A 26,039-nucleotide genomic window follows, 5' to 3' on the forward strand; every position below is an offset into this window, starting at 1 on the left:
GGCCTGACGACCCGTCCGGCGCGACCCCGTTGTCGCGTCGGCCGGGTGGCCTACTTCGTGACGACCCGCAGCGGTCGTGTCTCGTCGATCACGACGCCGAATCGGGTAGAGCTGTCGCGGTGGACGCGACCCGACCACAGCATAGTCGTGAGTCCGATCGCGCACGCGATGAGTCCGACGGTCGCCCCGAGCTGGATCGCCGTGCGCGGCCCGTAGGCGGTGGCGACCCATCCCGCGATCGGCGCGCCGATCGGGGTCGCGCCCATGAGGATCGCCATGTAGAGGGCGAGCACGCGACCGCGCAGCGCGGGGTCGGTCGTCGTCTGGACGTAGCCGTTCGCCGTCGTGAGCATCGAGACGGTGCTGAAGCCGACGAACACGAGCGTCACGGCGTACAGGCCGTACAGCGGCATGAACGACGAGATCATCGAGGCGATGCCGAAGCCGCCGGCGGCGAAGGTCACGACCCGCATCCGCGCCCGCTCGCGGCGGGCGGCCATGAGTGCACCCGCGAGCGAGCCGATCGCGAGGACGGAGCTGAGGAGGCCGTAGCCGTCCGCCTTCTGACCGAACTCGAGCGCCATCGTGGAGGCGAAGATGGGGAAGTTCATGCCGAACGCGGCGATGAGGAACACCATCACGAACAGCACGACGAGGTCGCGACGCCCCGCGACGTAGCGGAACCCGTCGGCCAGGCGCGCGCGGGTGTGGCTGTGGATGCGGGGGATGAGCTCCGCGGGGCGCATCACGAGCAGGGCCACGATCATCGCGAGGAACGTCACCGCGTTGACGATGAACATCCAGCCGGTGCCGACGAGGACGATCATGATGCCGCCGATGGCCGGTCCGATGAGGCGGGCCATGTTGAAGGATGCGGCGTTCAGCGCCACCGCGTTCGATGCGTTCTCGCGCGAGACGACGTCGGAGACGAAGGCCTGGCGGGCGGGCCCGTCGAACGCGTTCGCGATGCCGAAGCAGAGAGCGAAGACCCACATCAGCGGCAGGGTCATGACGTGGGTGAGCAGGAGCACGCCGACGGTGACGGCCAGCAGCATCAGGCTCGACTGGGTGATCATCAGGAGCTTCCGGCGCTCGAAGCGGTCGGCGACCCAGCCCGTGACGCTGACGAGCACGAGGGGAGGCCCGAACTGGAGCGCCATCGTGACGCCCATCGCCGTCGCGTCGTTGTGGGTCAGCTCGGTGAGGACGACCCAGTCCTGGGCGGTGGACTGCATCCATCCGCCGATGTTGGAGATGAGCGCGCCGATGATCCACACGCGGAAGTTGAAGAGCCCGAGCGACCGGAACATGTTCTTCACGCGTCGGCCACCTTCCGCAAGATCGCGGCTGCATCGGCGAGCGCGGCGCGCTCCTGGTCGCTCAGCGCGGCGAGCGCCTGCTCCAGCCAGGCGTCGCGGCGACGCACCGTCTCCTCGACGACGGCGAGACCCTCGGGCGTCAGCTCGATGTTGACCTTGCGCCGGTCGCCCTCGTCGGTGGTGCGGGTGAGGTAGCCCGCGTCCTCGAGGCAGTTGACGGTGCGGTTCATCGAGGGGGCGGTGACCCGCTCGCGGTCGGCGAGTTCGCCGAGGGTGTGGATGCCGTGCATCTTCAGCGCGGCGAGCACCGCGAACTGGCCGTCGCTCATACTGTCGACGGCGCGCTGCGCCCGAAGCCGGCGTGCGAGTCGGAAGGTCGCCATCCGCAGGTCGGTGGCTGTGCTCGTCTGCAGGTCGGTCGTCGCGCTCATACGACCCTCAGCATAACTCATTAGTTGCGCTAAGTAAACAATTGGCAGCGCGCAACCGCACTCGTCGCCGGTCACGCACCTGCCCTGCGGCCCGCGACGGTGAGGCGGCGAATCAGGCGCGCGGCAGGAAGACCGCGGGCTCGTGGGTGCGGGCCACGAGGTCGCGCAGCGCGTCGAGCGATCCGTCGACGAAGCCGGCCGCCCGCGCCTGCACCAGGACGTTGCCGAGCGCCGTCGCCTCGACCGGGCCTGCCGCCACAGGCAGACCCGACCGGTCGGCCGTGCGCTGGCAGAGGAGCGCGTTCAGCGCCCCGCCGCCGACGATGTGGATCGTGCGCACATCGACCCCGCCGATCCGGCCGGCGTCGGCTGCGGCATCCGCGAAGGCCTGTGCGAGGGACTCCACGATGCTGCGGGCGTACTCGGCGCGTGTGCGCGGGGCGGGCATCTCGCGCTCGGCGAACCACGCGTCGATGCGCGAGACCATGTCGCCCGGCGGGAGGAACCGCGGGTCGTCGACGTCGAGCAGCGGAGCGTGCACCTCGGCCGCCTCCGCGAGCAGCGCCGACAGGTCGATCGCCTGACCGTCGCGCTCCCACGTGCGCACGGTCTCGCTGAGCACCCACAGTCCCATGACGTTGCGCAGCAGGCGGACGCGCCCGTCGACGCCGCCTTCATTCGTGAACCCCGCGTCGCGGGCGGCGTCGGACAGCACCGGCCGCTCCACTTCGACGCCGACCAGGCCCCACGTGCCGCACGAGATGTAGGCCGCGGCATCCGGTCGCATCGGGACGGCGACCACGGCGGACGCCGTGTCGTGCGACCCCACCGCGGTCACGGTGGCGCTGCCGCCGAGATCGGCGGCCAGCTCGGGGCGCAGCGCGCCGAGCGCCTCGCCGGGCGAGATCAACGCGGGAAGGATGCGACGGGGGATGCCGAGCGCCCGCGCGAGCTCGTCGTCCCACTCGCCTGAGCGCAGCAGTCCGGTCGTCGAGGCGTTCGTGCGCTCGGCCCGCGCGACGCCGGTCAGCCAGTACCCGATGAGGTCGGGGATGAGCAGCGCGGTATCCGCGAAGGCCAGGACGTCGGCATCCTCCGCGGCGAACTGATACAGGGTGTTGAAGGGCAGGAACTGCAGGCCGTTGCGGGCGAACAGGTCGGGGTGCGGCATCCGCTCGTGCACGCGCTCCACACCCGTGGACGTGCGGGCGTCGCGGTAGTGGAAGGGCTCGCCGAGCAGGCGCCCGCCGTGCAGGAGACCGTAGTCGACCGCCCATGCGTCGATGCCGATGCTCGCGATATCGGCGTTGCCGCGGAAGGCCTCGCGCAGCCCGTTCGTGGCACCCGCGTACAGCGAGAGCATGTCCCAGTGCAGCCCGTCGGGCGTCTGCACCGGAGTGTTCGGGAACCGTGCGACCTGCGCTGTCTCGAGGGTGTCCGCGCCGACGCGGCCGACGATGACCCGGCCGCTGGTCGCGCCGAGGTCGATCGCCGCGACGGTCCCGCCCCGCGCATTCATCGGAGGAAGGCGGCGGCGACGCCGGAGTCCACGGGGATGTGCAGGCCGGTCGTGCGGCTGAGCTCGGGGCCGGTGAGCACGTAGACCGCGTCGGCGACGTTCTCGGGCACGACCTCGCGCTTGAGGATCGTGCGGTTCGCATAGAACTGGCCGAGGTCCTCTTCCTTGACGCCGTAGGTCGCGGCACGGTTCGCGCCCCAGCCGGAGGCGAAGATGCCCGAGCCGCGGACGACGCCGTCGGGGTTGATGCCGTTCACGCGCACCCCGTGCTCGCCGAGCTCGACCGCGAGCAGACGCACCTGGTGCGCCTGGTCGGCCTTCGTCGCCGAGTACGCGATGTTGTTCGGGCCGGCGAACACGCTGTTCTTCGACGAGATGTAGATGATGTCCCCGCCCATCCCCTGGTCGATCAAGGCGCGAGCGGCGGCCTTCGAGACAAGGAACGAGCCCTTGGCCATGACGTCGTGCTGCAGATCCCAGTCCTTCTCGGTGGTCTCCAGCAGCGGCTTCGACAGCGAGAGGCCGGCGTTGTTGACGATGAGGTCGATGCCGCCGAACGCGAGGAGCGTGGCGTCGATCGCCGCCTGCACGCCCTCGGCGTCCGCCACGTTCGCCGCCACGCCGATGGCGACGTCGGTGCTGCCGAGCTCCGCGGCGGCCGCCTGCGCCTTCTCGAGGTCGAGGTCGGCGACAACGACGCACGCGCCCTCGGCCGCGAGGCGGGTGGCGATGGCCTTGCCGATGCCGGAGGCGGCCCCGGTGACGAACGCGATGCGGCCCTGGTGGGTCTTCGGCTTCGGCATCCGCTGCAGCTTCGCCCCCTCGAGGGCCCAGTACTCGATGCGGAACTTCTCCGCGTCGGAGATCGGCGTGTACGTCGACAACGCCTCGGCGCCGCGCATGACGTTGATCGCGTTGACGTAGAACTCGCCGGCGACGCGGGCGGTCTGCTTGTTCGCGCCGAACGAGAACATGCCCACCCCGGGCACGAGGACGATCAGCGGGTCGGCGCCGCGCATCGCGGGGGAGTCGGCATCCGCGTGCGCCTCGTAGTAGGCCGTGTAATCGGCGCGGTACTGCTCGTGCAGCTCCTTCAGGCGGGCGATGGATGCCTCGACCGTCGCCGCGGCGGGCAGGTCGAGGATCATCGGCTTGACCTTCGTGCGCAGGAAGTGGTCGGGGCAGCTCGTGCCGAGCTCGGCGAGCGCGGGCGCCTTCTGCGACGCGAGGAAGTCGAGCACGACGTCGCTGTCGGTGACGTGGCCGACCATCGGCCTGTCGGTCGACGCGAGCCCGCGGATCGTCGGGGCCAGGGCCGCGGCCTTCGCGCGCCGCTCGCCCTCGGGCAGAGCCTCGAAGCCGGCGCGCACCGGGCCGAAGGGCTCGGCCTTCCCATGCTCGGCGATGTAGGCCTCGGCGGTCGCGATGATCCAGCGTGAGTTCTGCTCGGCCTCGTCGCTGGTGTCGCCCCAGGCGGTGATGCCGTGGCCGCCGAGGATCGTGCCGATCGCCTGCGGGTTCTTCGCCTTGATCTCCGCGATGTCGAGACCCAGCTGGAATCCGGGCCGCCGCCACGGCACCCACACGACCTTCTCGCCGAAGATCCGCCGGGTGAGCTCCGCACCGTCGGCCGCCGTCGCGATCGCGATGCCCGAGTCGGGGTGGAGGTGGTCGACGTGCGCCGCATCCACCAGCCCGTGCATGGCGGTGTCGATCGAGGGGGCAGCGCCGCCCGTGCCGAACAGGCAGTAATCGAACGCCGCGACCATCTCGTCCTCGCGGTCGACCCCCGGGTAGACATCCACAAGGGCGCGCATCCGGTCCAGGCGCAGCACGGCCAGGCCTTCGGGCTTGAGGGTGCCGAGGTCTCCGCCCGAGCCCTTCACCCAGAGCAGCTCGACCGGCTCGCCGGTGACCGGATCGATCGCGGTGCCCTTGGCGGACGTGTTGCCGCCGGCGTAGTTCGTGTTCCGGGGGTCGGCGCCCAGGCGGTTGCTGCGCGCGACGAGGTCGCCGGCCGTCGGGTTCGCGCTGACCATCGAGTGCGTCATGGGGTGGTCCTTTGTCGTTCGGGTCGAAGTGGAACACCGGGAAGGGCGAGATCGGGCGCGACCTCCCCGGTGGGTCTGTGTTACGCGCCCCAGCCGGCCTGGACGCCGCCCACGCGGTCGGCCTCGATCCGCTGCTGGTAGCCGGAGGCGGCGTAGGCGGCCATCGGGTCGGCGGGAAGGCCGCGCTCTTCGCGCCAGGAGGCCAGGGCGGGCCGCACGTCGGTGTAGAAGGCATCCATCAGCACCGCGTTCGCGGCGAGCACGTCGTTGGCCGTCTGCGCGGCGGCGAGCGCCGCGTGGTCGATGAGCAGGGCCCGCGCCGTCATCTCCTGCACGTTGAGGACGGAGCGGATCTGGCCCGGGATCTTCGCCTCGAGGTTGTGGCACTGGTCGAGCATGAAGGCCACGTCGGGGTTGTTCAGGCCGCCGCCGCGGATCACCTGGTCGATGATGCGGAACAGCTGGAACGGGTCGGCGGCCCCGACGATGAGGTCGTCATCGGCGTAGAAGCGCGAGTTGAAGTCGAACGAGCCGAGCTTTCCGAGGCGCAGCAGCTGCATCACGATGAACTCGATGTTGGTGCCGGGGGCGTGGTGGCCGGTGTCGAGGCACACCATCGCCTTCTCACCGAGCGCGGCGACCTGCACGTACGACGTGCCCCAGTCCGGAACGTCGGTGTGGTAGAACGACGGCTCGAAGAACTTGTACTCGAGCACGAGACGCTGGTCGTCGCCGAGCCGGTCGTAGATCGTGCGCAGCGAGTCCGCGAGGCGGTCCTGGCGGGCGCGCAGGTCGTTCTGGCCCGGATAGTTGGAGCCCTCCGCGAGCCAGATCTTCAGGTCGCGCGAGCCGGTGGCGTTCATGACGTCGATGCACGCGAGGTGGTGGTCGATGGCCTTCCGGCGGATCCGGTCGTCCTCGTGCGTCAGGGCGCCGAACTTGTACTCGTCGTGCTGGAACGTGTTCGAGTTGATCGTGCCGAGGCTGACGCCGAGGTCTTCGGCATGTTTGCGCAGGTCGTCGAACGAGTCGACCATGTCCCACGGGATGTGCAGAGCCACCGACGGGGCGAGGGCCGTGAAGGCGTTGACCTGGGCGGCATCCGCGATCTTCTCGTACGGGTCGCGCGGTGTGCCTGCCGTCGAGAAGACCTTGAACCTGGTGCCGGAGTTGCCGAACGCCCAGCTGGGGAGCTCGATGGCCTGCTGCTCCAGTGCGGCGAGGTGGTCAGGGGTGAGGTCAGCCATGTGCGTCGCCTTCTCGTGTGGTCGTGGTGCTCTGGGGGGAGTCGGATGCCGCGGCCAGCTGGTCCGCGAGGTGGAAGATCTCGGTCAGGACGGGGGCGTCCTGGTCGGGGCGGCCGCCGAGGCCCGCGAAGAAGGGGGCCATCTCGGCCTCCCAGCGGGCGGCGACCGCGGAGTCCGCGAGGTACGCCCGGGCCGCTTCGTCGTCGTCGGTCTCGTAGTAGCCGATGAGGCGCCCCTCGTCGCCGAGGAAGATCGTGTAGTTGCGCCGGCCGGCGGCCGCGATCTCGTCCAGCATCTCGGGCCAGACCGCTCGGTGCCGCTCGACGTACTCGTCGATCAGGTCGGGGCGGACGCGGAGCTCGAAGCACACTCGCTGCGGTGACGTCGTCGTCATCGTCGCACCTCTCGCCGGTCGTTCGCGGTCTCCGTCGGCGTCTGCGCCGATGGAGAATGAATCGTTTCAACGATAGGGGTCCGCGACCGATTCGTCAAGCCGCGGTATAACGTTTCATCCGACGGGCGCGCACGCCCGGGACGACGCGGTGCGAGGAGGCGTGGATGGAGCAGCAGCGGAGGGCGCTGGCGGCATACGTGGAGTCGGTGCGCGACGATCCGGACGTGATCGCGGTCGTGCTCGTCGGCTCCGTGGCGCACGGCCGGGCGCGCCCCGACTCGGACGTCGACGTCTACCTCGTCGTCTCCGACGAGCGCTTCGCGCAGGAGACGGCCGCCGACCGCTTCGCCTGGGTGGAGCGGCGGGATGCCGACTACCCCGGGTCGTACATCGACATCAAGCTGGCGTCCCCGGGGTGCCTCGAGGCCGCCGCGGAGCGGGGCGACGATCCGACGCGGGCCTCGTTCCAGGGTGCCGAGGTCGCCTTCTCGCGACAGGATGGCATCGCCGCGGTCGTGCGCCGCATCCCGGAGCTCTCCGACGATGTGTGGGACGACCGTGTGCGCTCCTACGTGGCGCAGGCCCGCCTCTACGGCGGCTACTTCCTGCGGCAGGGCGCCGAGCACGGCGACGCGTTCCTGGTTCGCCACGCGGCGGTCCACCTGACGCTCGCGGCGGCACGTGCCGCTCTCGCGAGGGCACGCGTCCTGATGCAGGGGCCGAAGTACGTGTCGCGGCTCGTCCGCTCGGTCCCCTCGCCCGACGGGTTCGTCGACGCGTGGGACCGAGCGGTGATGGAGCCGGGCACGGCGACGGCGGAGCCGCTGCTGCGCCTGCTCGACGACTGGCTCGCCGACGGGATGGACGGCGATGAGGCGCTCTCCACCTTCATCCGCGACAACGAGCTCGCGTGGCTCCGCGGTGGGGTACCCGTCGAGTTCTCCTGACGGCGACGCTGAGGGCGGCACGGGGTCATCCCTTGACTGCGCCGCTCGTCATGCCTGCGACGATCTGCCGGTTGAAGAAGATGTACATGATCAGCGGCGGGATCGTGATGAGCAGCATGTACATGAACAGCAGATTGAACTGGCTGACCGACTGGCTCTGGAAGTTGTACAGGCCGAGCTGCAGGGTCGGGGTGTCGCTTCCGGGGAGGAAGTACAGCGGTCCCTGGAAGTCGTTGAAGACGAACACCGACTGAACGACGATGATGGTCACGACGACAGGGCGAAGCAGCGGCAGGATCACCTGGAAGAACAGCCGCATGGGGCCCGCCCCGTCGATGATGGCCGCTTCGTCCAGCTCGCGCGGGATCGTGGCGACGAAGGCGCGGAACAGGAGCACGGCGAACGCGAGCCCGAACGTCGCCTCGATGAGGATCATGCCGGGAAGCGTCTTGAAGAGCCCGATGCCCTGCAGCACCCAGATCGTCGGCACGACGGCGGGAGGCACGATGAGCGCGGCGAGGAGCATGAAGTTGACGAGGGGGTTCCACCGGGACTTCTTGCGCTGCAGCACATAGCCGACCATCGCCGCGAGCACGACCATGATCGCGACGCTGAAGACGGTGATGATCACCGTGTTGATGAACGCCCACGCGACTTGGTAGTCGTTGTACTGGACGGCGGTGGAGAGGTTCTCGAAGAACTGCCAGTTCGTGGGGAGGCTGAAGGCCATCAGGCCCGCCTCGCGCGGATCCTTGGCGGCCTGCAGCACGATGAAGGCGAATGGCAGCAGGAACACGACGAACGACACGAGGATCGCGATGATCCCCACGAGGTACTTGCGCGCGAACCGGCGCGCGGTCATCGGACGGCGGTCGCCCTTGAGCTTGGGAAGGCCGTCGATGTCGGCGGTGGTGATTGCCCGGGTGACGCTCACAGCTCCGCCTCCCTTCTGTTGAGGAACCACGAGACCGGCCACATCACCGCCGTGACGACGATGAACAGGATGACGTTGCCCGCGGTGGACAGGCCGAAGAAGCCCGCCTGGTACTCCTTGTAGATCACCGAGGCGATGACGTCGCTGGAGAAGCCGGGGCCGCCATTGGTCATGGCCCAGATGAGGTCGAACGAGCGCAGGCCGCCGATGAGGGACAGGATGATGACCGTGCCCATCGCCGGTCGGACCAGTGGCAGGGTGATGTTGCGGAACACCTGCCACGCGTGGGCACCGTCGACGCGGGCCGCCTCGAAGTACTCGGACGGGATGGCCACGATGCCGGCCATGAAGATGAGCGTGGCGATGCCCACCCCCTTCCAGATGTCGACGCCCGCGATCGTCAGCAGCGCCAGGTTCGGATCCGTGTACCAGCCAGGCTGCGGGAGGTGCAGGAAGCCGAGGAACGCGTTCACCGGTCCGTGGAACGGGTCGAGCAGGGCCTTGAAGGTGAGGCCGACGCCGACGGTCGACACCAGCACGGGGAAGAACACCACGGCTCGCAGGTATCCGCGCCCCAGGACCGGGCTCGTCAGGAGCAGCGCGAGGGCGAGGCCGAGGACGACCTTTGCGCCGGAGGTGACGAATCCGTAGATGAACGTGTTGACGAACGCCTGCGACAGCGCGGGGTCCTGGAAGAACTGGACGAAGTTGTCGAGGCCGATGAACTGCTGGGTGAACAGGGTCCACCGCGTCAGCGAGAAGTAGAACGATGCGAACGTCGGGACCGCGAAGAAGATGAGGAACAGCACGGCCGCCGGGATGTAGAACCAGGACGGGTAGGGGCTGCGGATGCCTTTGCGCTTCTTCGCCGAGCGCTCGGCCTTCTTGTCCCCTCGGACGGTGCCCGTGGGGGCGATTGCGGTTGTCATGTCACTCCTTCGTGAAGAGGGGCCGGCGGCGACCTGCGCCGCCGGCCCCTGCGCTCCCGATCAGGTCGGGCTCACCAGCCCTTGATGCCGAGCTGCTGGGCCTGCTTCTTCACGTCGGCGTCGTACTGCGCGGCGCCGTCCTTGGCGGAGGTGATGCCGGAACCCACGGCGACGAGGATCGTCTCCAGGTTCGGGCCCTTGATGGGCGAGAGGAACTCGAGGGCCGGGCTCGCCTTGCCGTCCGAGATGTACTTCTGGATGTCGCCGATCAGCGCCGGAACGTCCGAGGGCAGCGTGCACGACGAGATCGAGTACGGGCCCGACGCGGCACCCGTCTTGTTCTGCACGTCGCAGCCCTCCGGCGAGTTGACGAACGCCACGAACTTCTTCGCCGCATCCAGCTTGTCGCCGGCGGTCTTCGCCGAGATGTAGACGCCGTTGGGCTCCCAGATCGTGAGCGAGGTGTCGGAGGCGTTGGCGGCCGGGATGGCGAACACGCCGATGTCGTTGACGGCATCCGGCTCGTTCTGCTCGACGGTGGCGATCGTGGCGGACAGCATCGGATATTGCGCGCCCTCGCCCTTGGCCAGGGCATCCATCGCCTGCGCGTTGGTCATCGAGGCGAAGTCCTTGTTGACGAGCCCCTTGCCCTTGATCTCGGCGGTGTGCTCGAAGCCGGCGAAGGCGGGCTGGTTGACGTACTTCGCGTCGCCCTTGTTGTTCGTGTAGTTGTCGGCCCACTTCGGGTCCTGCTTCGCGACATTGGCGAAGTCGCCGAGCACGAGCAGCTGGCTCGTCCAGGTGTCGCCGTAGGACTGCAGGATGGGGGCGACGTTCGGGTCGGACGCCTTGATCTTCTCGCTGTTCGAGATGAACTCGTCCCAGGTCGTCGGCACCGAGAGTCCGAGCTTGTCGTAGATCTTCTTGTTGTAGAGGATCGCGCCGGCGAACGACGTCCCGACCGGTGCGCCGTAGACCTTGCCGTCGGCGGAGACGACTTCCTTGAAGTTCTTGTCGAGATCCTTCACCCAGGCCTCGTTCGAGAGGTCGGCCATCGTGGTCTTCGGGTTCAGCGCCTGGAACAGCGAGCCGGAGTTGTAGTGGAACACGTCGTCCATCGACCCCGTCGACAGCTTCGTCTTCATCAGGTTGTCGCCCTGGGTGCCGCCGGGCTGGGTGTCCATCTTGACCGTGATGTTCGGGTACTTCTTCTCGAACGCCTGGATCAGGGCCTTGCCCTGGGCGGTGTTGGCGGCGTCGTTCTGGGTCAGGTAGCTGATCTGCACCTTGCCGCCCGAGCTGCTGCCGCCCGAGCCGCCGCTGCAGGCCGCGAGGGGAAGCGCGAGTGCGGCGAGCGCCGCGGTGGCGACGACCACTTTCCGCGTGGGGGAGCTGTTCATCCCGTACCTCCTTGTAAGTCGGCGGTCCATTCCGCCGATTCGGGTATGTCTTGCTGTCGAGGGCTATTGAAACCATTCAACTGACGCCCACCGTACGCGGAGGGGCCCGGATGGTCAAGGGTGGAATTGAAACGCTTCATCACGAATCGGTAACGCTGTCGCCGTGGCGGTGCGCGCGATTGACATCGTTGCATGAATCGTTTCAGGATGGGGGCGGGAATGCGATGGCGCTTCCCGGAAGGATCAACGATGCCCGCTCTTCCCGACCTCTCGACGGTCGACTCCACCACCCGCGTGACCGGGCTGCGGTCGCAGTACGGCGATCTTCTCGGCGTCCCGGCGAAGGGCCTGCGCCTCGATTGGCGCATCGAGGCCGACGATCCCGCCGCATCCATCCGCCAGGTGGGCTACCAGCTCGCAGATGCGCCGATCGGCGACCCCCTCCGCGAGCACGAGCCGGTCGCCGGCAGCGCATCGATCGGCGTCCCGGCCGGCGACCTCGCCCCGGGAGAGCGTCGCGGGTTCTCCGTGCGCGTCGCGACCGAGGCCGGCTGGTCCGCCTGGAGCGACACGCTCACGGTCGAGGCGGGCCTCGCCGGCGCCGGCCTCGCCGCGCAGGTGATCGGCATCCCGACCCCGATCGAAGGCCCGGTTCAGCTGCTGCGCCGCGAATTCACCCTGAGCGAGGCGCCCGCTCATGCCCGTCTGCGGCTCTCGGCGCTCGGTCTCGTCGACGCCTGGGTCAACGGCGTCAAGGTGAGCAACGTGCTGACGCCCGGGTGGACCTCGTACCAGAGCCGCGTCCTCATCGACACGATCGACGTGACCGACGTCGTGCGGGCCGGCCCCAACGTCATCGTGCTCGCGGTGGGCGATGGCTGGTACCGAGGTCGCTTCGGCTTCGCCAACCGCACCGAGATCTACGGCGACCGTTCCGGCGCCCTCGCCCAGCTCGAGACCGAGCGCGGTGTCACCGTCGCGACCGACGAGTCGTGGCGCGGGGGCTTCGGCGCCGTCCGCGGTGCGTCGCTCTACGACGGGACGACCGTCGACCTGCGCGAGACGCCCGAGGGCCTGCACGAGCCCGGCTTCGACGACTCCGCCTGGGCGGCGGCATCCGTCATTCCGGCCGACCCGACCGTCTTCGAGCCGCGCGTCGCGCCGCCCGTGCGGGTGGTCGCCGAGCTGCCGATGGCGGCGACCGCGCACAACGGCGCGACCCGGCTCGACGCAAGCCAGAACATCAGCGGCTGGGTGCGGGCCACCGTACGCGGCACGGCCGGCGACACCGTCACCGTCCGGCACGCCGAGATCCTCGATCCGAAGAACGGCGACCTCTACACGGCGGCCCTGCGCACGGCGAAGGCGGTCGACCGGTATGTGCTCGACCGCGACGGCGAGCACGTGCTCGAGCCCGTCTTCACCTTCCACGGCTTCCGCTACGCCGACATCGAGGGCGCGGAGGTCGTGTCCGCCACGGCGATCGCCGTCTCGAGCGACCTTCCGGTTCGCAGCAGCTTCCGCAGCTCGCATGAGGCGCTGAACCAGTTCCACTCGAACGTCTTCTGGTCGCAGCGCGACAACTTCGTGTCGCTGCCCACCGACTGCCCGCAGCGCGATGAGCGCCTCGGCTGGACGGGCGACGCGCAGGCGTTCGCGCCGACCGCGAGCACGCTGATGGATGCCGAGACCTTCTGGATCTCGTGGCTGCGCGACCTCGAGATCGACCAGACCGACGACGGGGGCGTCGCATCCGTCGTCCCGAACATCATCGGCCCCGGCGACATGCACATGGGCGGTCGCGAGGAGGACGGCATGGGACTCGCCGGGTGGGCGGATGCCGCCACCATCGTGCCGCTCGCCGTCTATGACGCGTACGGCAGCGCCGAGGTGCTGACCCGGCAGCTGGGCAGCATGCGCCGGTGGGTCGACACGCTGCGCCGGCGCGCGGGAGAGGGCGTCGTGCTGCCGACGCTGCCCTTCCAATACGGCGACTGGCTCGATCCGGATGCGCCGGGCGACCGCCCCTGGCAGGCCAAGGTGTCGAGCGACTACGTCGCGAACGCGTTCTACGCTCAGTCCGCGCGGCTGCTGGCGCGGGCGGAGCGGATCGTCGGAGACCCCGAGCGCGCCGTCGAGATGGACGAGCTCGCCGATCGCGTCGCCGCCGGCACGTGGGAGGCGTGGGGTGAGGAGGCCGTCACCACCCAGACGGGCGCCGCGATCGCCCTCGAGTTCCGCATCGCACCCGCGGGGCGTCGTGACGGGATCGCCGCCGCGCTCGCGGAGGATGTGCGGCGCACGGACGGGCGCATCTCGACCGGGTTCCTCGGCACGCCGCTGGTGCTCTTCGCCCTGTCGCACGCCGGGTACTTGGACGAGGCGTACCGCATGCTGCTGCGTCGGGACGCTCCCTCATGGCTGTACCAGGTCGACCGCGGAGCGACCACGGTGTGGGAGCGGTGGGATGCGATCCTCCTCGACGGGTCCATCCACTCGGGTGCGATGGACACCAAGGAGGGCGACAGCATGCTGTCGTTCAACCACTACGCCTACGGCGCGATGATCGACTGGGTCTACCGGACGGTGGCGGGTCTCGAGCCTGCCGAGCCCGGCTACCGCACGGTGCGCATCGCGCCGCGACCCGCGGTCGGACTCGAGCGTGCGGAGGCCTCGATCGAGACGCGCCTGGGCACGCTCTCGATCTCGTGGACCGCCACGGACGACGCGTTCGAGGCCGAGGTGGAGATCCCGTTCGGGTCGCGCGCGCTGCTGGACCTGCCGGTCACCGCGCGGTCCACTGTCGAGGTGGACGGAGGCGGCCCAGCCGACGAGCTCGGCGCCGGGCGTCACCGCATCCGCGTCACGGACCCGAGGCTTGCGCGCCCTTGAATCGCGGTGCACCGGTCGCCGGTATGGTGTAGCGCACGGGAGGGGATGACGTGGGAGTGAGCGTACGGGACGTCGCAGCCGCTGCGGCCGTCTCGGTGGGGACCGTCTCGAATGTGCTGAACCGGCCGGCCAAGGTCGCGCCGGCGACGGTCGAGCGGGTCATGCAGGCGATCGACGAGCTGGGATTCGTCCGCAACGACGCGGCGCGCCAGCTGCGCGCGGGTCGCAGTCGCAGCATCGGCATCGTCGTGCTGGACGTCGGCAACCCGTTCTTCGCCGAGGTCGTCCGCGGCGCCGAGGCGCGCGCCGCGGAGGAGGGCATGTCGGTGCTCGTCGGCAACAGCGACGAGAACGCCGACCGCGAGGACGGGTACCTCGACCTCTTCCGGGAGCAGCGGGTCAACGGCGTGCTCATCACCCCCGCCTCGAGCGACGTGCCGCGATTGCAGCGGGTTCAGGATGCCGGCATCCCGGTGATCCTCGTCGACAGCGAGATCGGCGACGGACGCTTCGTCTCCGTCGCGGTGGATGACGTCGAGGGCGGCTACCTCGCCGCCGCGCACCTGCTCGCGCAGGGACGCAGGCGCCTGGCGTTCGTCGCGGGGCCGCCGTCGATCCGGCAGGTGTCCGACCGGCTCGAGGGTGCTCGACGCGCCGTTGGCGAGGTGCCCGGTGCCGTGCTCGAGGTGATCGAGACCGCGGCGCTGACGGTCCTCCACGGCCGCACGGCGGGCGAGGCCATCGCGGCCCGCGCCGCGGCCGATCGCCCGGACGCGGTCTTCGCCGCGAACGACCTGCTCGCGGTGGGCGTCCTGCAGGCGCTCAGCCTCGCCCCCGACATCACGGTGCCGGGCGACATCGCGCTGATCGGCTACGACGACATCGACTTCGCCGCGTCCACGACCGTCCCCTTGAGCTCGGTGCGCCAGCCCGCGCACCTCCTGGGGTACACGGCGGTGGACCTGCTCATGAAGGAGCTCGACGATGCGTCGGGCGAGAGGCACGTGCGCTTCCGGCCTGAGCTCGTCGCGAGGCAGTCGACCGCCGGGTGAGCGTCTCCTGACGGTGCATCGTCGCGGAGCGCGTGGGCGCAACCCCTTGACACCGTGATCCCGCAGGCGTCAATGTAGAGCGATCTACACGACGTAGATCGGTCCACGCGATCGACACCTTCAAGGAAGAGGGATCCGCCGATGACTTTCTCCGACCACCTCCGCACGCGCTGGACCGGACGCAGACGGCGTCGCAGCGCCGCGCTGCTTCTGGGTGTGACGCTCATCGCCGGGGCCGGCACCGTCGCGGTTGCGACGCCGGCTGCCGCGCTCGATTGTTCGAGCGTCCCGTGGATGGACAAGACGAAGAGCGCCGCCGACCGCGCCCAGGCGCTGCTGGACGTGAGTTCGCAGTACCAGAAGTACCGCTGGCTCGATGAGCAGGCAGCCAACTCGCCTCAGCAGACCACGTTCTCCACCGTCGTCTACCCTGCCCAGGTCGACTGCACGCCGACGGTCGTCTACACCGACGGTCCCGATGGCGTCCGGTCGACGGCCGGGGTGACCGCGTACCCGGCGCCGATCGCGTATGCCGCGACGTGGGACCTGGGTCTCACCCGACAGCGCGCCGCGGACATCGGGAACGAGGCGTTCAACAAGCGCAAGAACGGCGTCCTGGGACCTGGCATCTCCGGAAGCCGCACACCTCTCGCCGGCCGCACGCCGGAGTACTTCGGTGAGGATCCGCTCCTCAGTGGCAAGCTCGCCGCGTCGTCGATCGACGGACTCCAGAGCGTGCCGGGTGTCATGGCGGACATCAAGCACTATGTCGCGAACGAGCAGGAGCTCGACCGTCAGACGAGTTCGTCGATCGTCGACGAGCGCACCCTGCGCGAGGTCTACGACCTGCCCGTGGAGATTGCGGTGAAAGACAGCGACCCGGCGAGCGTCATGTGCTCGTACAACCAGATCAACGGCGCGTATGCCTGCGAGAACCCGATCCTTACGAGCGATCTGAAGGACGAGGTCGGACTCCAGGGCTACGTCATGTCCGACTTCGGTGCCGTCCATTCGACGGCTGCCTCGCTGAACGCGGGCCTTGATCAGGAACTGAACCGTCCCAAGTTCTACACCCCGACCCTGTTGGACCAGGCTCTCGCAGCGGGTCAGATCACTCAGGCGCGGGTCGACGAAGCAGCCAAACGGGTCATCACGGCCTACATCCGGCACGGGGTCTTCGACAACCCGATCCCCACGTCGGCCGCGGCGAACGCCTCGACGCCGGATCACGTCGCGAATGCGCTGCAGGGCGCGCAGGAGAGCGCGGTTCTCCTGAAGAACTCGGGAGTGCTTCCGCTCACGGCCGGGTCCGGTGCGAAGATCGCCGTCATCGGCGCGACCGCGGCGACCGCCGCGAGCGGCGTGAGCGCGAAGACCGTCTGCAGCATGGGCGCCAGCACCACGGGCGGCACCATGACCTGCGAGAACGTCGTGTCGGCGCTGCAGGCGATCACGGATCGGGCTGCCGCGGCGGGTGCGAGCGTGACCTACAACGCGGGAACGGATGTCGCGTCCGCCGCGGCACTCGCCGCATCGGCGGATGTCGCGATCGTCTTCGGCTACCAGAAGACGGGAGAATTCAGCGACCTGGCCAACCTGAACCTGCAGGGCAACGGCGACGCGCTGATCGACGCGGTCGCGACGGCCAACGCGCACACGATCGCAGTGCTCAACACCGGCTCCGCTGTCGTCATGCCGTGGCTCGGCAAGACCGCCGGTGTCATCGAGGCCTGGTACTCCGGGCAGCAGATGGGGCCGGCGCTGGCCGGCATCCTGTGGGGCGATGTCAACCCCTCGGGCAAGCTGCCGATGACGTTTCCGAGAGCTGTCGCCGACACGCCGACGGGAAGCGACCCCGCGCGGTACCCGGGCATCTTCTCCAACGGAACGACCACACGGCCGGCCGGCACGAGCGAGATCCGTCAGGTGAACTACACCGAGGGACTGCAGGTGGGCTACCGCTGGTATGACCAGCAGAGCATCGACCCGCTCTTCGCATTCGGCTACGGGCTCTCGTACACCACCTTCGCCTACAGCGGTCTCGACGTGCAGCAGTCTCACGACGCGACCACGGGCAAGGTCGTCTCCACGGTGTCTTTCACGGTGAAGAACACCGGTGACCGGGGCGGTGCCGAGGTGCCCCAGGTGTACCTGACGCTCCCAGCGGCCACGGGCGAGCCCGGCAAGCGACTGGTCGGTTTCGACCGCGTGCAGCTCGCGGCGGGCGAGAGCAGGCAGGTCACGGTCGTCATCGACTCGACGGCGAGCAGCCAGCCGTTCTCGACGTGGGACGCGAACGGCCACAAGTGGGTCGTCGCCGACGGCAGCTATGGCTTCTCGGTCGGATCCTCCTCGCGGGATCTGCCGCTCACGACGACCGTCTTCGTCGACCGCGTGGCACCGACGATCACGTCCGTCACTGTGAACCAGCGGCAGGAGCTCGTCGTCGCCGCATCCGACGAGCTCAGTGGTCTGGCCCGCATCGAGTACTCGATCGCGAAGAACAAGCAGGATGCGTCGGCCTGGACCCTGTACACCGGGCCTCTGCAGATCGATTCCAAGAGCGTGGTGTCGTTCCGCGCGATCGACAACTCCGGGAACGTGAGCGGGGTCACGCAGTTCAACCGATGAGTCACAGGCGGTCGGGGGAGAGCGCCGATGCGGGCCCTCTCCCCCGACCGTGTCCCGTCCCGGCGAGCGCTCGTCGCCGGCGCGGCTGCGGACGCGGTCATGCGTGACGCCTCGCCCCTGGCTAGGCTCGGCGGCGGAAGTGTCGATCCCGTGCCCGAGAGGTGGCAGGAATCCCCGTGGTGTCTCACTGCAAGGAGCTGCGATGACGGATGGCTCCGTGCGGCGGTCCCCGACGATCATGGATGTCGCCCAGGCCGCCGGCGTGTCCCGCGCGGCCGTGTCCAAGGTGCTCCGCAACGCCTACGGCGTCAGTGACGGCATGCGCGAGCGGGTCACGGCCGCGATGCTCGAGCTGGACTATCGGCCGCGCGTGGCCGCGCGCGCGATGCGGGGCAAGACGTTCACGATCGGCATCGAGATCCCCGACCTCGGCAATCAGTTCTTCACCCGGATGCTCGATGGCGTCATGCAGGTGCTTCGCGATACGCCATATCAGCTCGTACTCGCACCCGCCGAACCCGGATCGCGGCAGGGGCTGCGCGCGATCGAGGCGCTCGTCGATCGGCAGGTGGACGGCGTGATCGCCGTGTCACCGCGGGTCGACCAGGCAGCGCTGGAACGGGTGGCGGAGGGAATGCCTGTGGTGATGTTCGGCCGTCCGGACGCGTCGGAGGCCTACGACAGTGTGGCTGTCGACGACGTCATCGGCACGCGCGCCGCGATGACGCATCTGCTCGAACTCGGCCACTCGCACATCGCGCATCTGACGCTCCTCGAGTCGGATCCGGGGGAGACGCTGCCTCACGGCGTGCGACTGCGCGAGTACATCGCGGCGATGCAGCAGGCCGGGCACGTCGAGGACATCGACGTCTGGCGCACCGACGAGGGCCAGCAGGCGGCATACGAAGCGGTGCGGGACGCGCTGGCCGCCGATGACCAGGTGACTGCGGTCTTCGCCGCGCACGACGAGCTGGCCATCGGGGCCATGCGTGCGACCGCGGAGGCCGGGCGGGAGCTCTCGATCGTCGGATACGACGATGTGCCCATGGCGGCGCATCCCGCGCTCGGCCTCACGACGGTCCATCAGCCGGGCGATCGGATGGGTGCGCGGGCGGCGGAGCTCCTGCTCGAGCGGTTCTCCGGTCGAGCCGTCGCCGTCAGCGAGGTGTTCCTTCCGGAACTGCGGGTGCGCACCTCGACGCGACGCCTGGACTGAGGCGGGAGCGGCTACCCGGGATACTGGAGACAGGACGCCGGCAACACGTCCGTGAGGAGGCATGGTGGCGGGTACGCGGGTTGCTCTGCGAGACGTGGCGGAGCGCGCCGGAGTCTCGGTCGGCGCGGTGTCGCACTACCTGAACCACCCTGAGCGGGTCGCGGCCGCCACGGCGGAGCGCATCGGCGAGGCCATCGACGCCCTCGGCTATGTCCCGAACATCGCGGGCCGGCACCTCCGCCAGGGCGTCAGCGACGTCATCGGGTTCGTGGCGCCCGACCTCAGCAACCCCCACTTCCTCGAACTCTCATCGAGCATCGAGGACGTCGCGCAAGAGCGCGGCATCCGGGTGTTCCTCGCGAACTCGCGGGGCGTGACCGAGCGTGAGAACGCCTACCTGTCGCTCTTCGAGGAGTACAAGGTGCGCGGAATCGTCATCGCCTCGCACCAGCCGATCGAGCATCGCCTGGCGGGGCTCCGGCGGCGGGGCACGCCCACGGTCCTCGTCGGCCAGCGTGCAGAAGCACCCGAGCAGATGTGGGTGTCGACCGACAATCTCCGCGGCGGAGAGCTGATCGGGCAGCACCTCGTCGCGACCGGACGTCGCCGTGTCGTCTTCGTCGGGGGTCCCGCCGACGTCCCCCAGGTCGCGGATCGGCTCGCCGGCCTCCGGCGCGCGCTGGAAGGCACATCGACGGCGCTGGAGGTCGTCTCGGTCGATGACCGCACCGTGGATGTCGGCAGCGAGGTCGCGACGAGCATCCTCTCCCGTCCGCCGACAGAGTGGCCGGATGCGGTGGCCTGCGCGAACGACCTCCTCGCCCTCGGGTTCCTGAGGACGGCGATCGCCCAGGCGGTTCGCGTGCCTGAGGACCTGGCGATCACGGGCTACGACGACACGGTCTTCGCGCAGGCGTCTCTGGTGCCTTTGACGAGTGTGGGACAGGACTCGCCCGGGGTCGCGAAGCGGGCGGTCGCCGCGCTCCTCGATGGAGCACCGGAGTCGGGCTTCGGCCAGCTGACCGAGCCGCGGCTCGCCGTGCGGCAGAGTTCACGACCAGCCGCGGACTGACGTTCTCTCCTCCACAAGGACATCATCAGCCGGTTGGTGTGCGCCTGCGCGAGAGGAGCAGCAGTGTGCCCATCAGGAGGCCTGTCGCGGCGGTGACCAAGCCGACGATGACCACGGCGAAGGTGATTCCCGTCTCGGGCAGTGTCCCAACGGACGGAGCTCCGGCACCCGTGCCGGGCGGTGTGGTGACGGTGGTGGTGATGGTGGATCGGGCGGAGGTGATCGGGGCGCCGCCGGGCTGGGTGCCGACTGCGATCGCGGTGTTGGTGAGCGTCCCGATCGCCGCGTCTGCGGGGGTCGTCGTGTACGTGCTGGTACAGGTCGCGGTGTTGCCCGGGGCAAGGGTGATCGTTCCGTTCGTAGCGCCGTTGTCGCAGGTGATCGGGCCGAGTGCACCGGCGCCGGTGAACGACGTGTCCGTGATGTTCACATTCGCGAGGGTGACGTTGCCCGTGTTGGTGACGGTGAACAGGTAGTTCAGCACTGCGCCGGGGTGGACGGTGCCGGTGGGGGTCACGGTCTTCGACAGTGTCAGGCCGGGCCCCGCGGCGGGAAGCACCGTGTCGAGTGTCACGGACGCGGGCGCGATCGACGGGCCCCCGGGCGGCGTGCCGGTGCCCGTGGCGATGTTCACAACGTGACCTGCATCGATGTCGGCTTGTGTGAGCGGGTACGTGGCGGTGGCGGTGACCTGCTCGCTGAGGCCGAGGGTGCCGGCTGTGCCCGGCCACGTGTATGAAAGCGCGCTCAGTCCGGGGAGCGGGTCGGTGATCGAGACGGCGGTCAATGGCACGTTGCCGGTGTTGGACTCGACGAACGTGTAGGTGATGACGTCCCCGACGTGCGCGGGCGAGGCCACCGCCGACGTGTCCGCGGACTTCGTCAACGACATCGCAGGTCCGGGTGGGATCGTCGTGTCCACCACGCGCCGTGGGGGAGAGACGGCGGCGCCGGTCGGCGGCGTGCCGGTTCCGGTGGCGGTGTTTGCGACATGCCCCGCGGTGATGTCGGCTTGGGTGATCGAATATGTTGCAGTGGCCGTGACCTGCTGCCCCGGGAGAAGGGTGCCCGTGGCACCGGGCCAGGTGTACGTCAACGCGGAGAGTCCGGGCAGCGCATCCATTATCGCGACGTTCGTCAGCGTGACGTTGCCGGTGTTGCTCTCCACGAAGTTGTAGGTGATGACGTCCCCGGGGTTGGTCGGATTCCCGACAAGAGACGTGTCGGCCGCCTTCGTCAATGTCATCGACGGGCTCGGCGGAAGCGGGGTGAGAGTCGGTGTCGGGAGCGGGAACGAGATCGGGTCACCTGTGGGAGGCGTGCCGACTCCGGTTGCGGTGTTCGACACGACTCCGGCGTCGATGTCGGCCTGGGTGAGCGGGTAGGTCGCGGTGGCGGTGACCGCCTGTCCCGGGGCGAGGGTGCCCGGTGTGCCGGGCCAGGTGTAGACGAGCGGGCTCAGGCCCGGCAGCGGGTCGGCGATCGCGACGCCGGTCAGCGTGACGTCCCCGGTGTTCGTCTCGGTGAAGTGGTAGGTCACGGGATCGCCGGGACGCGCGGGAACCGACACGCCCGTGTCATCCACGGTCTTCGTCAGGGTGATCCCGGGCAGAGTGGGGACCGGGGTGTCCAGCGTCGGGGGCGGCGGTGAGACCGGCGGCTGTCCGCCGGGCGGCGTGCCGGATCCGGTCGCCGTGTTCACCACGCGCCCGGCATCCAGATCCGCCTGCGTCAACGCGTATGTCGCCGTGGCTGTCACCGACTGGCCCGGCGCCAAGACGCCCGGCAGCCCGGGCCAGGTGTAGGTCAGCGCGCTCAGCCCCGGCAGCGCGTCCGCGATCGACACATCGGTCAACGTCACGTTCCCGGTATTGGTCTCCAGGAACGTGTAGACGACCGTCGCGCCGGCGTGCCCCAGGGTGCCGACCTGCACGACGTTCGCCGTCTTCGTCAGGGTCATCGCCGGCGCGCCCGGCGTCACAGGAGTGTCCACTGTCGCCGTCGGCGACGGCACGGGCGCCAAGCCGGGTGGCGGAGTGGCGGCCGCCGTTGCCGTGTTCGTCACACCCCCGGCATCGATGTCCGCCTGCGTCAGGGCGTACGTCCCGGTCGCCGTGACGGACTCTCCCGGGGCAAGCAGGCCGGGCGTGCCCGGCCACGTCGAGGTCAGCGCCGACAGGCCCGGCAGTGGATCCGCGATCGTGACACCGGTCAGCGGCACGTTCCCCGTGTTCGTCGCGGTGAAGTTGAACGTGATCTGCTCGCCCGGATGCGCCGGCGCCGTCAGCGCCGAGGTGTCCGCCGACTTCAGCAGAGTCAGTGCGGGGGATCCCACGGTGTTCGTCACCGTACACGTCACCACATCACCGATCGCGAGCACGATGCTCTGGCTGGTGCCCGGGCCGAAGGGGAGAGCCGTCGCCGACCCGGTGTTGTCGTTCGTGCACGACCATGACGGCACATACGCCGCCAGGCCTGTCGAGCCCGGCGAGGCCGCCTCGGCAATCGTGAAGGGCTGCGACCCGGGAAGAATCGTCACCGGCCCGGTCGACGACGTGTCCGCCGTCCCGGTCGTCGCCGACCCGAGGACCGTGCCCTGCGGCGAGGTGATCGACGTGTCGAACGAGTCCCCCGGATTCACCCGCCCCGCGACCGACTTGTTCACCGTGAGCGTCGCCGTCTGGATGCCGAACGCCGCGGCCTCGATCCCCAGAGTGCTGTTCTGGAACTGCACCCGATAAGACGTGGGATTCGTGGTCGAGAACACCGCCGTGCCGTACCCGCCCGGATTCTGCGGGGCGAACCCGTGGCACGCGACCACTTGGGTGCCCAGGCCCGTGATGTTCGCCGCGCACCCGTTCGCGGCTTTGGTGACAAGCCGCCACGGGGTGCCGTCCGTGATGAACTGCAGACTCTCCGTTGCGGCGGTGGACTCCGCATCCGCCGCCACCATCGCGAAATTCGGCACTGCGGCACCGGCCGCATCCCGAACCACGAAATCGGACAGCTGAATGAATGTGTTCCCGGTCGCGTTCCGCTGCAGGTCGGGCTTTCCCGGCACCCCCGGGTAGACGTTCTGCCAGTATCCCGCGTTGCTGTTCTGCGCCCCAGCCGCGATTCCGCCCGCGTTCGCCCCGGATGTGTTCACCGTGAAATCGGCGGTGTACCCGCCCGGAAGGCCGACATGGAACGACTGCCCCGCGGTCGTCGCCGCGACCGCCGCATTGAACGCGCTGAAATCCAACCAGCAGATCGACGTCGCCTGCGGGCCCGCGGACGCATAACCGCACCCCGTCGCGGGAGGAGCCGCCGCCGCCGGTGACGGTCCACCACTCAGAAGCGCGAATCCGCACGTCGCCACGGCCAACACCGCAGCCAGCCCGAGACGCGTGACGCGCGACGCCCGCCGCCCGCGGGCATGGCCGGCCACATCGTCGCGTGGGCGCCCCTTGGTGGACGGTGTGCGGGCGAGTCGAGCACCTGTGCGGATCATCTGGTTCCCCTCGCCCACAGATCACATGTGGCCGAAAGGCTATGGCACCCCGGCCGACGGCACCAGAGCAGGGCGGTGAGGAGCCACATTTGTGAATCGATTCAATACCTGTTAGATTCCACGGGAAGCCGTCTCCGCGCATCGTGCGCGTGGATCGTGCGCTGCAATCGTTCGAAGGAGAACCGATGGCCGTCACCACGCCGAACACCCTCTCCCGCCTCGACCCGGAAGCCGTTCTCGGGGAGGCGCGGTTCCTCACCGCCGACGCCCCGCGTGCGGCTGCCGTGCGGTTCTCCACCGCGGCCGCGCTCGATCGCCCGCGCTCCGAGGTCGCGTCCGCCGTGCTCGTGGCCACCGCGCATGGCGTGTACGAGGCCCGCGTCGACGGGGAGCCGGCATCCACGTCCGTCCTCGACCCGGGGTGGACGTCGTACGAGTGGCGCCTGAACGTCCAGCGCCACGACGTCACGGCCCTCGTGCAGGGCGGCGAGGGCAGTGTGCGCATCGACCTGCTGCTCGGCAACGGGTGGTACCGCGGCGATCTCGGCTTCCGCGGTGCCGACGCGAACTACGGCACCGAGATCGCGGTCGCGGCGGTGCTCGAGGTTTCGTTCGCCGACGGGTCGACCCAGCGCATCGCGACCTCGAACGACTGGAGCGCAGAGACCACCGAGGTCACACGCAACTCCCTGTACAACGGCCAGACGATCGACGCGCGCCTGCGCGGCGCCGCGGGCGAGCGCCTGACCGTTCGCGAGACCGACATCGACCGCGGCACCCTGGTGGAGCTGAGCGGCCCGCCGATCGTCCGCCACGAGGTGCTCGGAGTGCAGAAGAGCTGGAGAGCACCCAGCGGCGCCACCCTCGTCGACTTCGGGCAGAACCTCGTGGGCTGGATCCGCGCCACGGTCCAAGGCCCCGCGGGGGCCGAGGTCACGATTCGCCACGCCGAGGTGCTCGAGCACGGCGAGCTCGGCACGCGCCCCCTGCGCGGTGCGGAGGCGACGGACGTCTTCATCCTCTCCGGCGGCGTCGACGTCTTCGAGCCGACGCTCACGTTCCACGGCTTCCGCTACGCCGAGATCACCGGGTGGCCCGGGGAGTTCGACCCTGCGGCGATCGAGGCCGTGGTCGTGCACTCCGAGATGCGCCGGACGGGCAGCTTCGAGTGCTCGGAGCCGCTCGTCAACCGGCTCATCGAGAACTCGATCTGGGGTCAGAAGGGCAACTTCCTGAGCGTCCCGACGGACTGCCCGCAGCGCGACGAGCGGCTCGGCTGGACCGGTGACATCGCCGCGTATGCGGCCTCGGCATCCTTCCAGTTCGACACGTCGGCGTTCCTCGACAACTGGCTGCGCGACCTGCTCGCCGAGACCGCGGGCTCCGAGAAGAAGGTCGTGCCGATGGTCGTCCCCGACGTGCTGAAGTACGCGCACTTCGACGAGGACTTCGCCCATTTCGACATCGGCGCGACCGCCATCTGGGGCGACGCGGCCCTCTGGGTGCCTGAGGCTCTGTGGCGCGCCTACGGCGATCGCGAGCAGCTCGCCGAGCAGTACCCGGGGATGGTCCTTCACCTCGACTCGGTCGAGAGGGTCCTCTCGCCGAACGGGCTGTGGGATACGGGCTTCCAGTTCGGCGACTGGCTGGACCCGGATGCGCCGCCCCACGACCCTGCCGCGGCGAAGGCCGACCCGCACGTCGTCGCGACGGCCTGTCTCTACCGGAGCGCCTCGTTCGCGGCGGAGGTGGCCGGCATCCTGGACCTTCCCGAGGACGCCGAGCGCTGGACGGCCCTCGCCGACGGCACGCGCGCCGCTTTCAACGAGCACTACGTCTCGGACGGCCGCGTGCACTCGGACTGCACGACCGTCTACGCGCTCGCGATCTCGTTCGGTCTGCTCGACGAGGCCGACCGCGCCGCGGCGGGCGACCGGCTCGCAGAGCTCGTGCGTGAGGGAGACTTCCGCGTGACGACGGGATTCGCCGGCACGCCGTTCATCACGTGGGCGCTCACCGACACGGGGCACGTCGACGAGGCGTACGGCCTGCTGCTCGAGCGGGAGTGCCCGTCGTGGCTGTACCCGGTCACGATGGGAGCGACCACCGTGTGGGAGCGCTGGGATTCGATGCTTCCCGACGGCACGATCAACCCGGGCGAGATGACCTCGTTCAATCACTACGCGCTGGGCGCCGTCGCGGACTGGACCTACCAGGTCGTCGGCGGGATCCGGCCGGCCGCGCCCGGCTACGAGCGCGTGCGCATCCAGCCGGTTCCCGGCCCCGGCATCGACTGGGCGAGGACGTCGTACGAGTCGGCCGCCGGCACGATCTCCACGTTCTGGAAGACGGATGCCGACGGGTTCACGCTGGACCTGGCGCTGCCGGACGGCGTGCCCGCGGAGGTCGTGCTGCCCGACGGGTCCGTGCACGAGGTGACCGGAGGGTCGCACTCGTTCTGAGGCGCGTGCGGTGTGCGCCCGGTCCTGTTCGGACCGGGCGCACACCATCG

The 26,039-nt window shown here is 69.5% G+C and carries 17 protein-coding genes; 7 read left to right on the plus strand and 10 right to left on the minus strand.

Going from position 1 to position 26,039, the window contains the following annotated elements:
• Nucleotides 1-50: 50 nt before the first annotated feature.
• From AC0NZN_RS08240 to AC0NZN_RS08265, 6 genes are all read right to left on the minus strand, one after another.
• Nucleotides 51-1,310: an MFS transporter gene (locus tag AC0NZN_RS08240; RefSeq protein WP_474591941.1), complete on the minus strand. Its 1,260-nt coding sequence runs from the start codon at nt 1,308-1,310 to the stop codon at nt 51-53.
• A gap of 5 nt (nt 1,311-1,315) precedes the next feature.
• Nucleotides 1,316-1,750, minus strand: coding sequence for a MarR family winged helix-turn-helix transcriptional regulator (locus AC0NZN_RS08245; RefSeq protein WP_474591807.1), 435 nt, complete (start codon nt 1,748-1,750; stop codon nt 1,316-1,318).
• Nucleotides 1,751-1,862: 112 nt separating this feature from the next.
• On the minus strand, nt 1,863-3,269 hold the full coding sequence (locus AC0NZN_RS08250; protein ID WP_474591808.1) for a rhamnulokinase: 1,407 nt from the start codon (nt 3,267-3,269) through the stop codon (nt 1,863-1,865).
• Nucleotides 3,266-5,320, minus strand: coding sequence for a bifunctional aldolase/short-chain dehydrogenase (locus tag AC0NZN_RS08255; protein ID WP_474591809.1), 2,055 nt, complete (start codon nt 5,318-5,320; stop codon nt 3,266-3,268). The genes AC0NZN_RS08250 and AC0NZN_RS08255 overlap by 4 nt, the downstream gene beginning before the upstream one ends.
• Before the next feature lie 80 nt (nt 5,321-5,400).
• Nucleotides 5,401-6,567 (minus strand): L-rhamnose isomerase, encoded by a 1,167-nt coding sequence (gene rhaI, locus AC0NZN_RS08260; RefSeq protein ID WP_474591810.1) that lies wholly within the window; start codon nt 6,565-6,567, stop codon nt 5,401-5,403.
• On the minus strand, nt 6,560-6,961 hold the full coding sequence (locus tag AC0NZN_RS08265; protein WP_474591811.1) for an L-rhamnose mutarotase: 402 nt from the start codon (nt 6,959-6,961) through the stop codon (nt 6,560-6,562). Before AC0NZN_RS08265 ends, rhaI begins: the two co-directional genes overlap by 8 nt.
• A gap of 164 nt (nt 6,962-7,125) precedes the next feature.
• Here AC0NZN_RS08265 and AC0NZN_RS08270 point away from each other — a divergent pair, with 164 nt between their 5' ends.
• Nucleotides 7,126-7,908, plus strand: coding sequence for a nucleotidyltransferase domain-containing protein (locus AC0NZN_RS08270; RefSeq protein ID WP_474591812.1), 783 nt, complete (start codon nt 7,126-7,128; stop codon nt 7,906-7,908).
• A gap of 25 nt (nt 7,909-7,933) precedes the next feature.
• Here the strand turns inward: AC0NZN_RS08270 and AC0NZN_RS08275 are convergent, their stop codons facing one another.
• The 3 genes from AC0NZN_RS08275 to AC0NZN_RS08285 all read right to left on the minus strand — a co-directional run bounded on the left by AC0NZN_RS08275 (nt 7,934) and on the right by AC0NZN_RS08285 (nt 11,171).
• Nucleotides 7,934-8,770: a carbohydrate ABC transporter permease gene (locus AC0NZN_RS08275; protein WP_474591942.1), complete on the minus strand. Its 837-nt coding sequence runs from the start codon at nt 8,768-8,770 to the stop codon at nt 7,934-7,936.
• Between the two features lie 68 nt (nt 8,771-8,838).
• Entirely contained in the window at nt 8,839-9,771 is a 933-nt protein-coding gene (locus AC0NZN_RS08280; RefSeq protein ID WP_474591813.1) for a carbohydrate ABC transporter permease, read from the minus strand.
• Nucleotides 9,772-9,842: 71 nt separating this feature from the next.
• Nucleotides 9,843-11,171: an ABC transporter substrate-binding protein gene (locus AC0NZN_RS08285; protein ID WP_474591814.1), complete on the minus strand. Its 1,329-nt coding sequence runs from the start codon at nt 11,169-11,171 to the stop codon at nt 9,843-9,845.
• A gap of 249 nt (nt 11,172-11,420) precedes the next feature.
• Between AC0NZN_RS08285 and AC0NZN_RS08290 the strand changes: the two genes are divergently transcribed.
• The 5 genes from AC0NZN_RS08290 to AC0NZN_RS08310 all read left to right on the plus strand — a co-directional run bounded on the left by AC0NZN_RS08290 (nt 11,421) and on the right by AC0NZN_RS08310 (nt 20,034).
• Nucleotides 11,421-14,063, plus strand: coding sequence for a family 78 glycoside hydrolase catalytic domain (locus AC0NZN_RS08290; RefSeq protein ID WP_474591815.1), 2,643 nt, complete (start codon nt 11,421-11,423; stop codon nt 14,061-14,063).
• Between the two features lie 50 nt (nt 14,064-14,113).
• Nucleotides 14,114-15,115, plus strand: a complete 1,002-nt coding sequence (locus AC0NZN_RS08295; RefSeq protein ID WP_474591816.1) for a LacI family DNA-binding transcriptional regulator — start codon at nt 14,114-14,116, stop codon at nt 15,113-15,115.
• A 141-nt stretch (nt 15,116-15,256) separates the two neighbouring features.
• The gene (locus AC0NZN_RS08300) at nt 15,257-17,746 is read left to right on the plus strand and encodes a beta-glucosidase (protein ID WP_474591817.1); all 2,490 of its coding nucleotides are present in this window, start codon (nt 15,257-15,259) and stop codon (nt 17,744-17,746) included.
• Nucleotides 17,747-17,948: 202 nt separating this feature from the next.
• The gene (locus AC0NZN_RS08305) at nt 17,949-18,962 is read left to right on the plus strand and encodes a LacI family DNA-binding transcriptional regulator (protein WP_474591818.1); all 1,014 of its coding nucleotides are present in this window, start codon (nt 17,949-17,951) and stop codon (nt 18,960-18,962) included.
• Nucleotides 18,963-19,026: 64 nt separating this feature from the next.
• A complete protein-coding gene (locus AC0NZN_RS08310; protein WP_474591819.1) occupies nt 19,027-20,034 on the plus strand; it encodes a LacI family DNA-binding transcriptional regulator in 1,008 nt (335 codons plus the stop codon).
• A gap of 25 nt (nt 20,035-20,059) precedes the next feature.
• On the opposite strand, the gene AC0NZN_RS08315 is transcribed toward AC0NZN_RS08310, so the two are convergent.
• The gene (locus tag AC0NZN_RS08315; RefSeq protein ID WP_474591820.1) at nt 20,060-23,527 is read right to left on the minus strand and encodes a DUF7507 domain-containing protein; all 3,468 of its coding nucleotides are present in this window, start codon (nt 23,525-23,527) and stop codon (nt 20,060-20,062) included.
• Nucleotides 23,528-23,712: 185 nt separating this feature from the next.
• Here AC0NZN_RS08315 and AC0NZN_RS08320 point away from each other — a divergent pair, with 185 nt between their 5' ends.
• The gene (locus AC0NZN_RS08320) at nt 23,713-25,989 is read left to right on the plus strand and encodes an alpha-L-rhamnosidase (RefSeq protein ID WP_474591821.1); all 2,277 of its coding nucleotides are present in this window, start codon (nt 23,713-23,715) and stop codon (nt 25,987-25,989) included.
• Nucleotides 25,990-26,039 lie beyond the last annotated feature (50 nt).

Source organism: Microbacterium sp. sgz311019 (assembly GCF_056135325.1).

What these genes read in the sequence shown, in the direction of transcription:
- AC0NZN_RS08240 (WP_474591941.1), bottom strand. Translation starts at nt 1,310, where the DNA reads ATGTTCCGGTCGCTCGGGCTCTTCAACTTCCGCGTGTGGATCATCGGC.
- AC0NZN_RS08245 (WP_474591807.1), bottom strand. Translation starts at nt 1,750, where the DNA reads ATGAGCGCGACGACCGACCTGCAGACGAGCACAGCCACCGACCTGCGG.
- AC0NZN_RS08250 (WP_474591808.1), bottom strand. Translation starts at nt 3,269, where the DNA reads ATGAATGCGCGGGGCGGGACCGTCGCGGCGATCGACCTCGGCGCGACC.
- AC0NZN_RS08255 (WP_474591809.1), bottom strand. Translation starts at nt 5,320, where the DNA reads ATGACGCACTCGATGGTCAGCGCGAACCCGACGGCCGGCGACCTCGTC.
- rhaI (WP_474591810.1), bottom strand. Translation starts at nt 6,567, where the DNA reads ATGGCTGACCTCACCCCTGACCACCTCGCCGCACTGGAGCAGCAGGCC.
- AC0NZN_RS08265 (WP_474591811.1), bottom strand. Translation starts at nt 6,961, where the DNA reads ATGACGACGACGTCACCGCAGCGAGTGTGCTTCGAGCTCCGCGTCCGC.
- AC0NZN_RS08270 (WP_474591812.1), top strand. Translation starts at nt 7,126, where the DNA reads ATGGAGCAGCAGCGGAGGGCGCTGGCGGCATACGTGGAGTCGGTGCGC.
- AC0NZN_RS08275 (WP_474591942.1), bottom strand. Translation starts at nt 8,770, where the DNA reads ATGACCGCGCGCCGGTTCGCGCGCAAGTACCTCGTGGGGATCATCGCG.
- AC0NZN_RS08280 (WP_474591813.1), bottom strand. Translation starts at nt 9,771, where the DNA reads ATGACAACCGCAATCGCCCCCACGGGCACCGTCCGAGGGGACAAGAAG.
- AC0NZN_RS08285 (WP_474591814.1), bottom strand. Translation starts at nt 11,171, where the DNA reads ATGAACAGCTCCCCCACGCGGAAAGTGGTCGTCGCCACCGCGGCGCTC.
- AC0NZN_RS08290 (WP_474591815.1), top strand. Translation starts at nt 11,421, where the DNA reads ATGCCCGCTCTTCCCGACCTCTCGACGGTCGACTCCACCACCCGCGTG.
- AC0NZN_RS08300 (WP_474591817.1), top strand. Translation starts at nt 15,257, where the DNA reads ATGACTTTCTCCGACCACCTCCGCACGCGCTGGACCGGACGCAGACGG.
- AC0NZN_RS08305 (WP_474591818.1), top strand. Translation starts at nt 17,949, where the DNA reads ATGACGGATGGCTCCGTGCGGCGGTCCCCGACGATCATGGATGTCGCC.
- AC0NZN_RS08315 (WP_474591820.1), bottom strand. Translation starts at nt 23,527, where the DNA reads ATGATCCGCACAGGTGCTCGACTCGCCCGCACACCGTCCACCAAGGGG.
- AC0NZN_RS08320 (WP_474591821.1), top strand. Translation starts at nt 23,713, where the DNA reads ATGGCCGTCACCACGCCGAACACCCTCTCCCGCCTCGACCCGGAAGCC.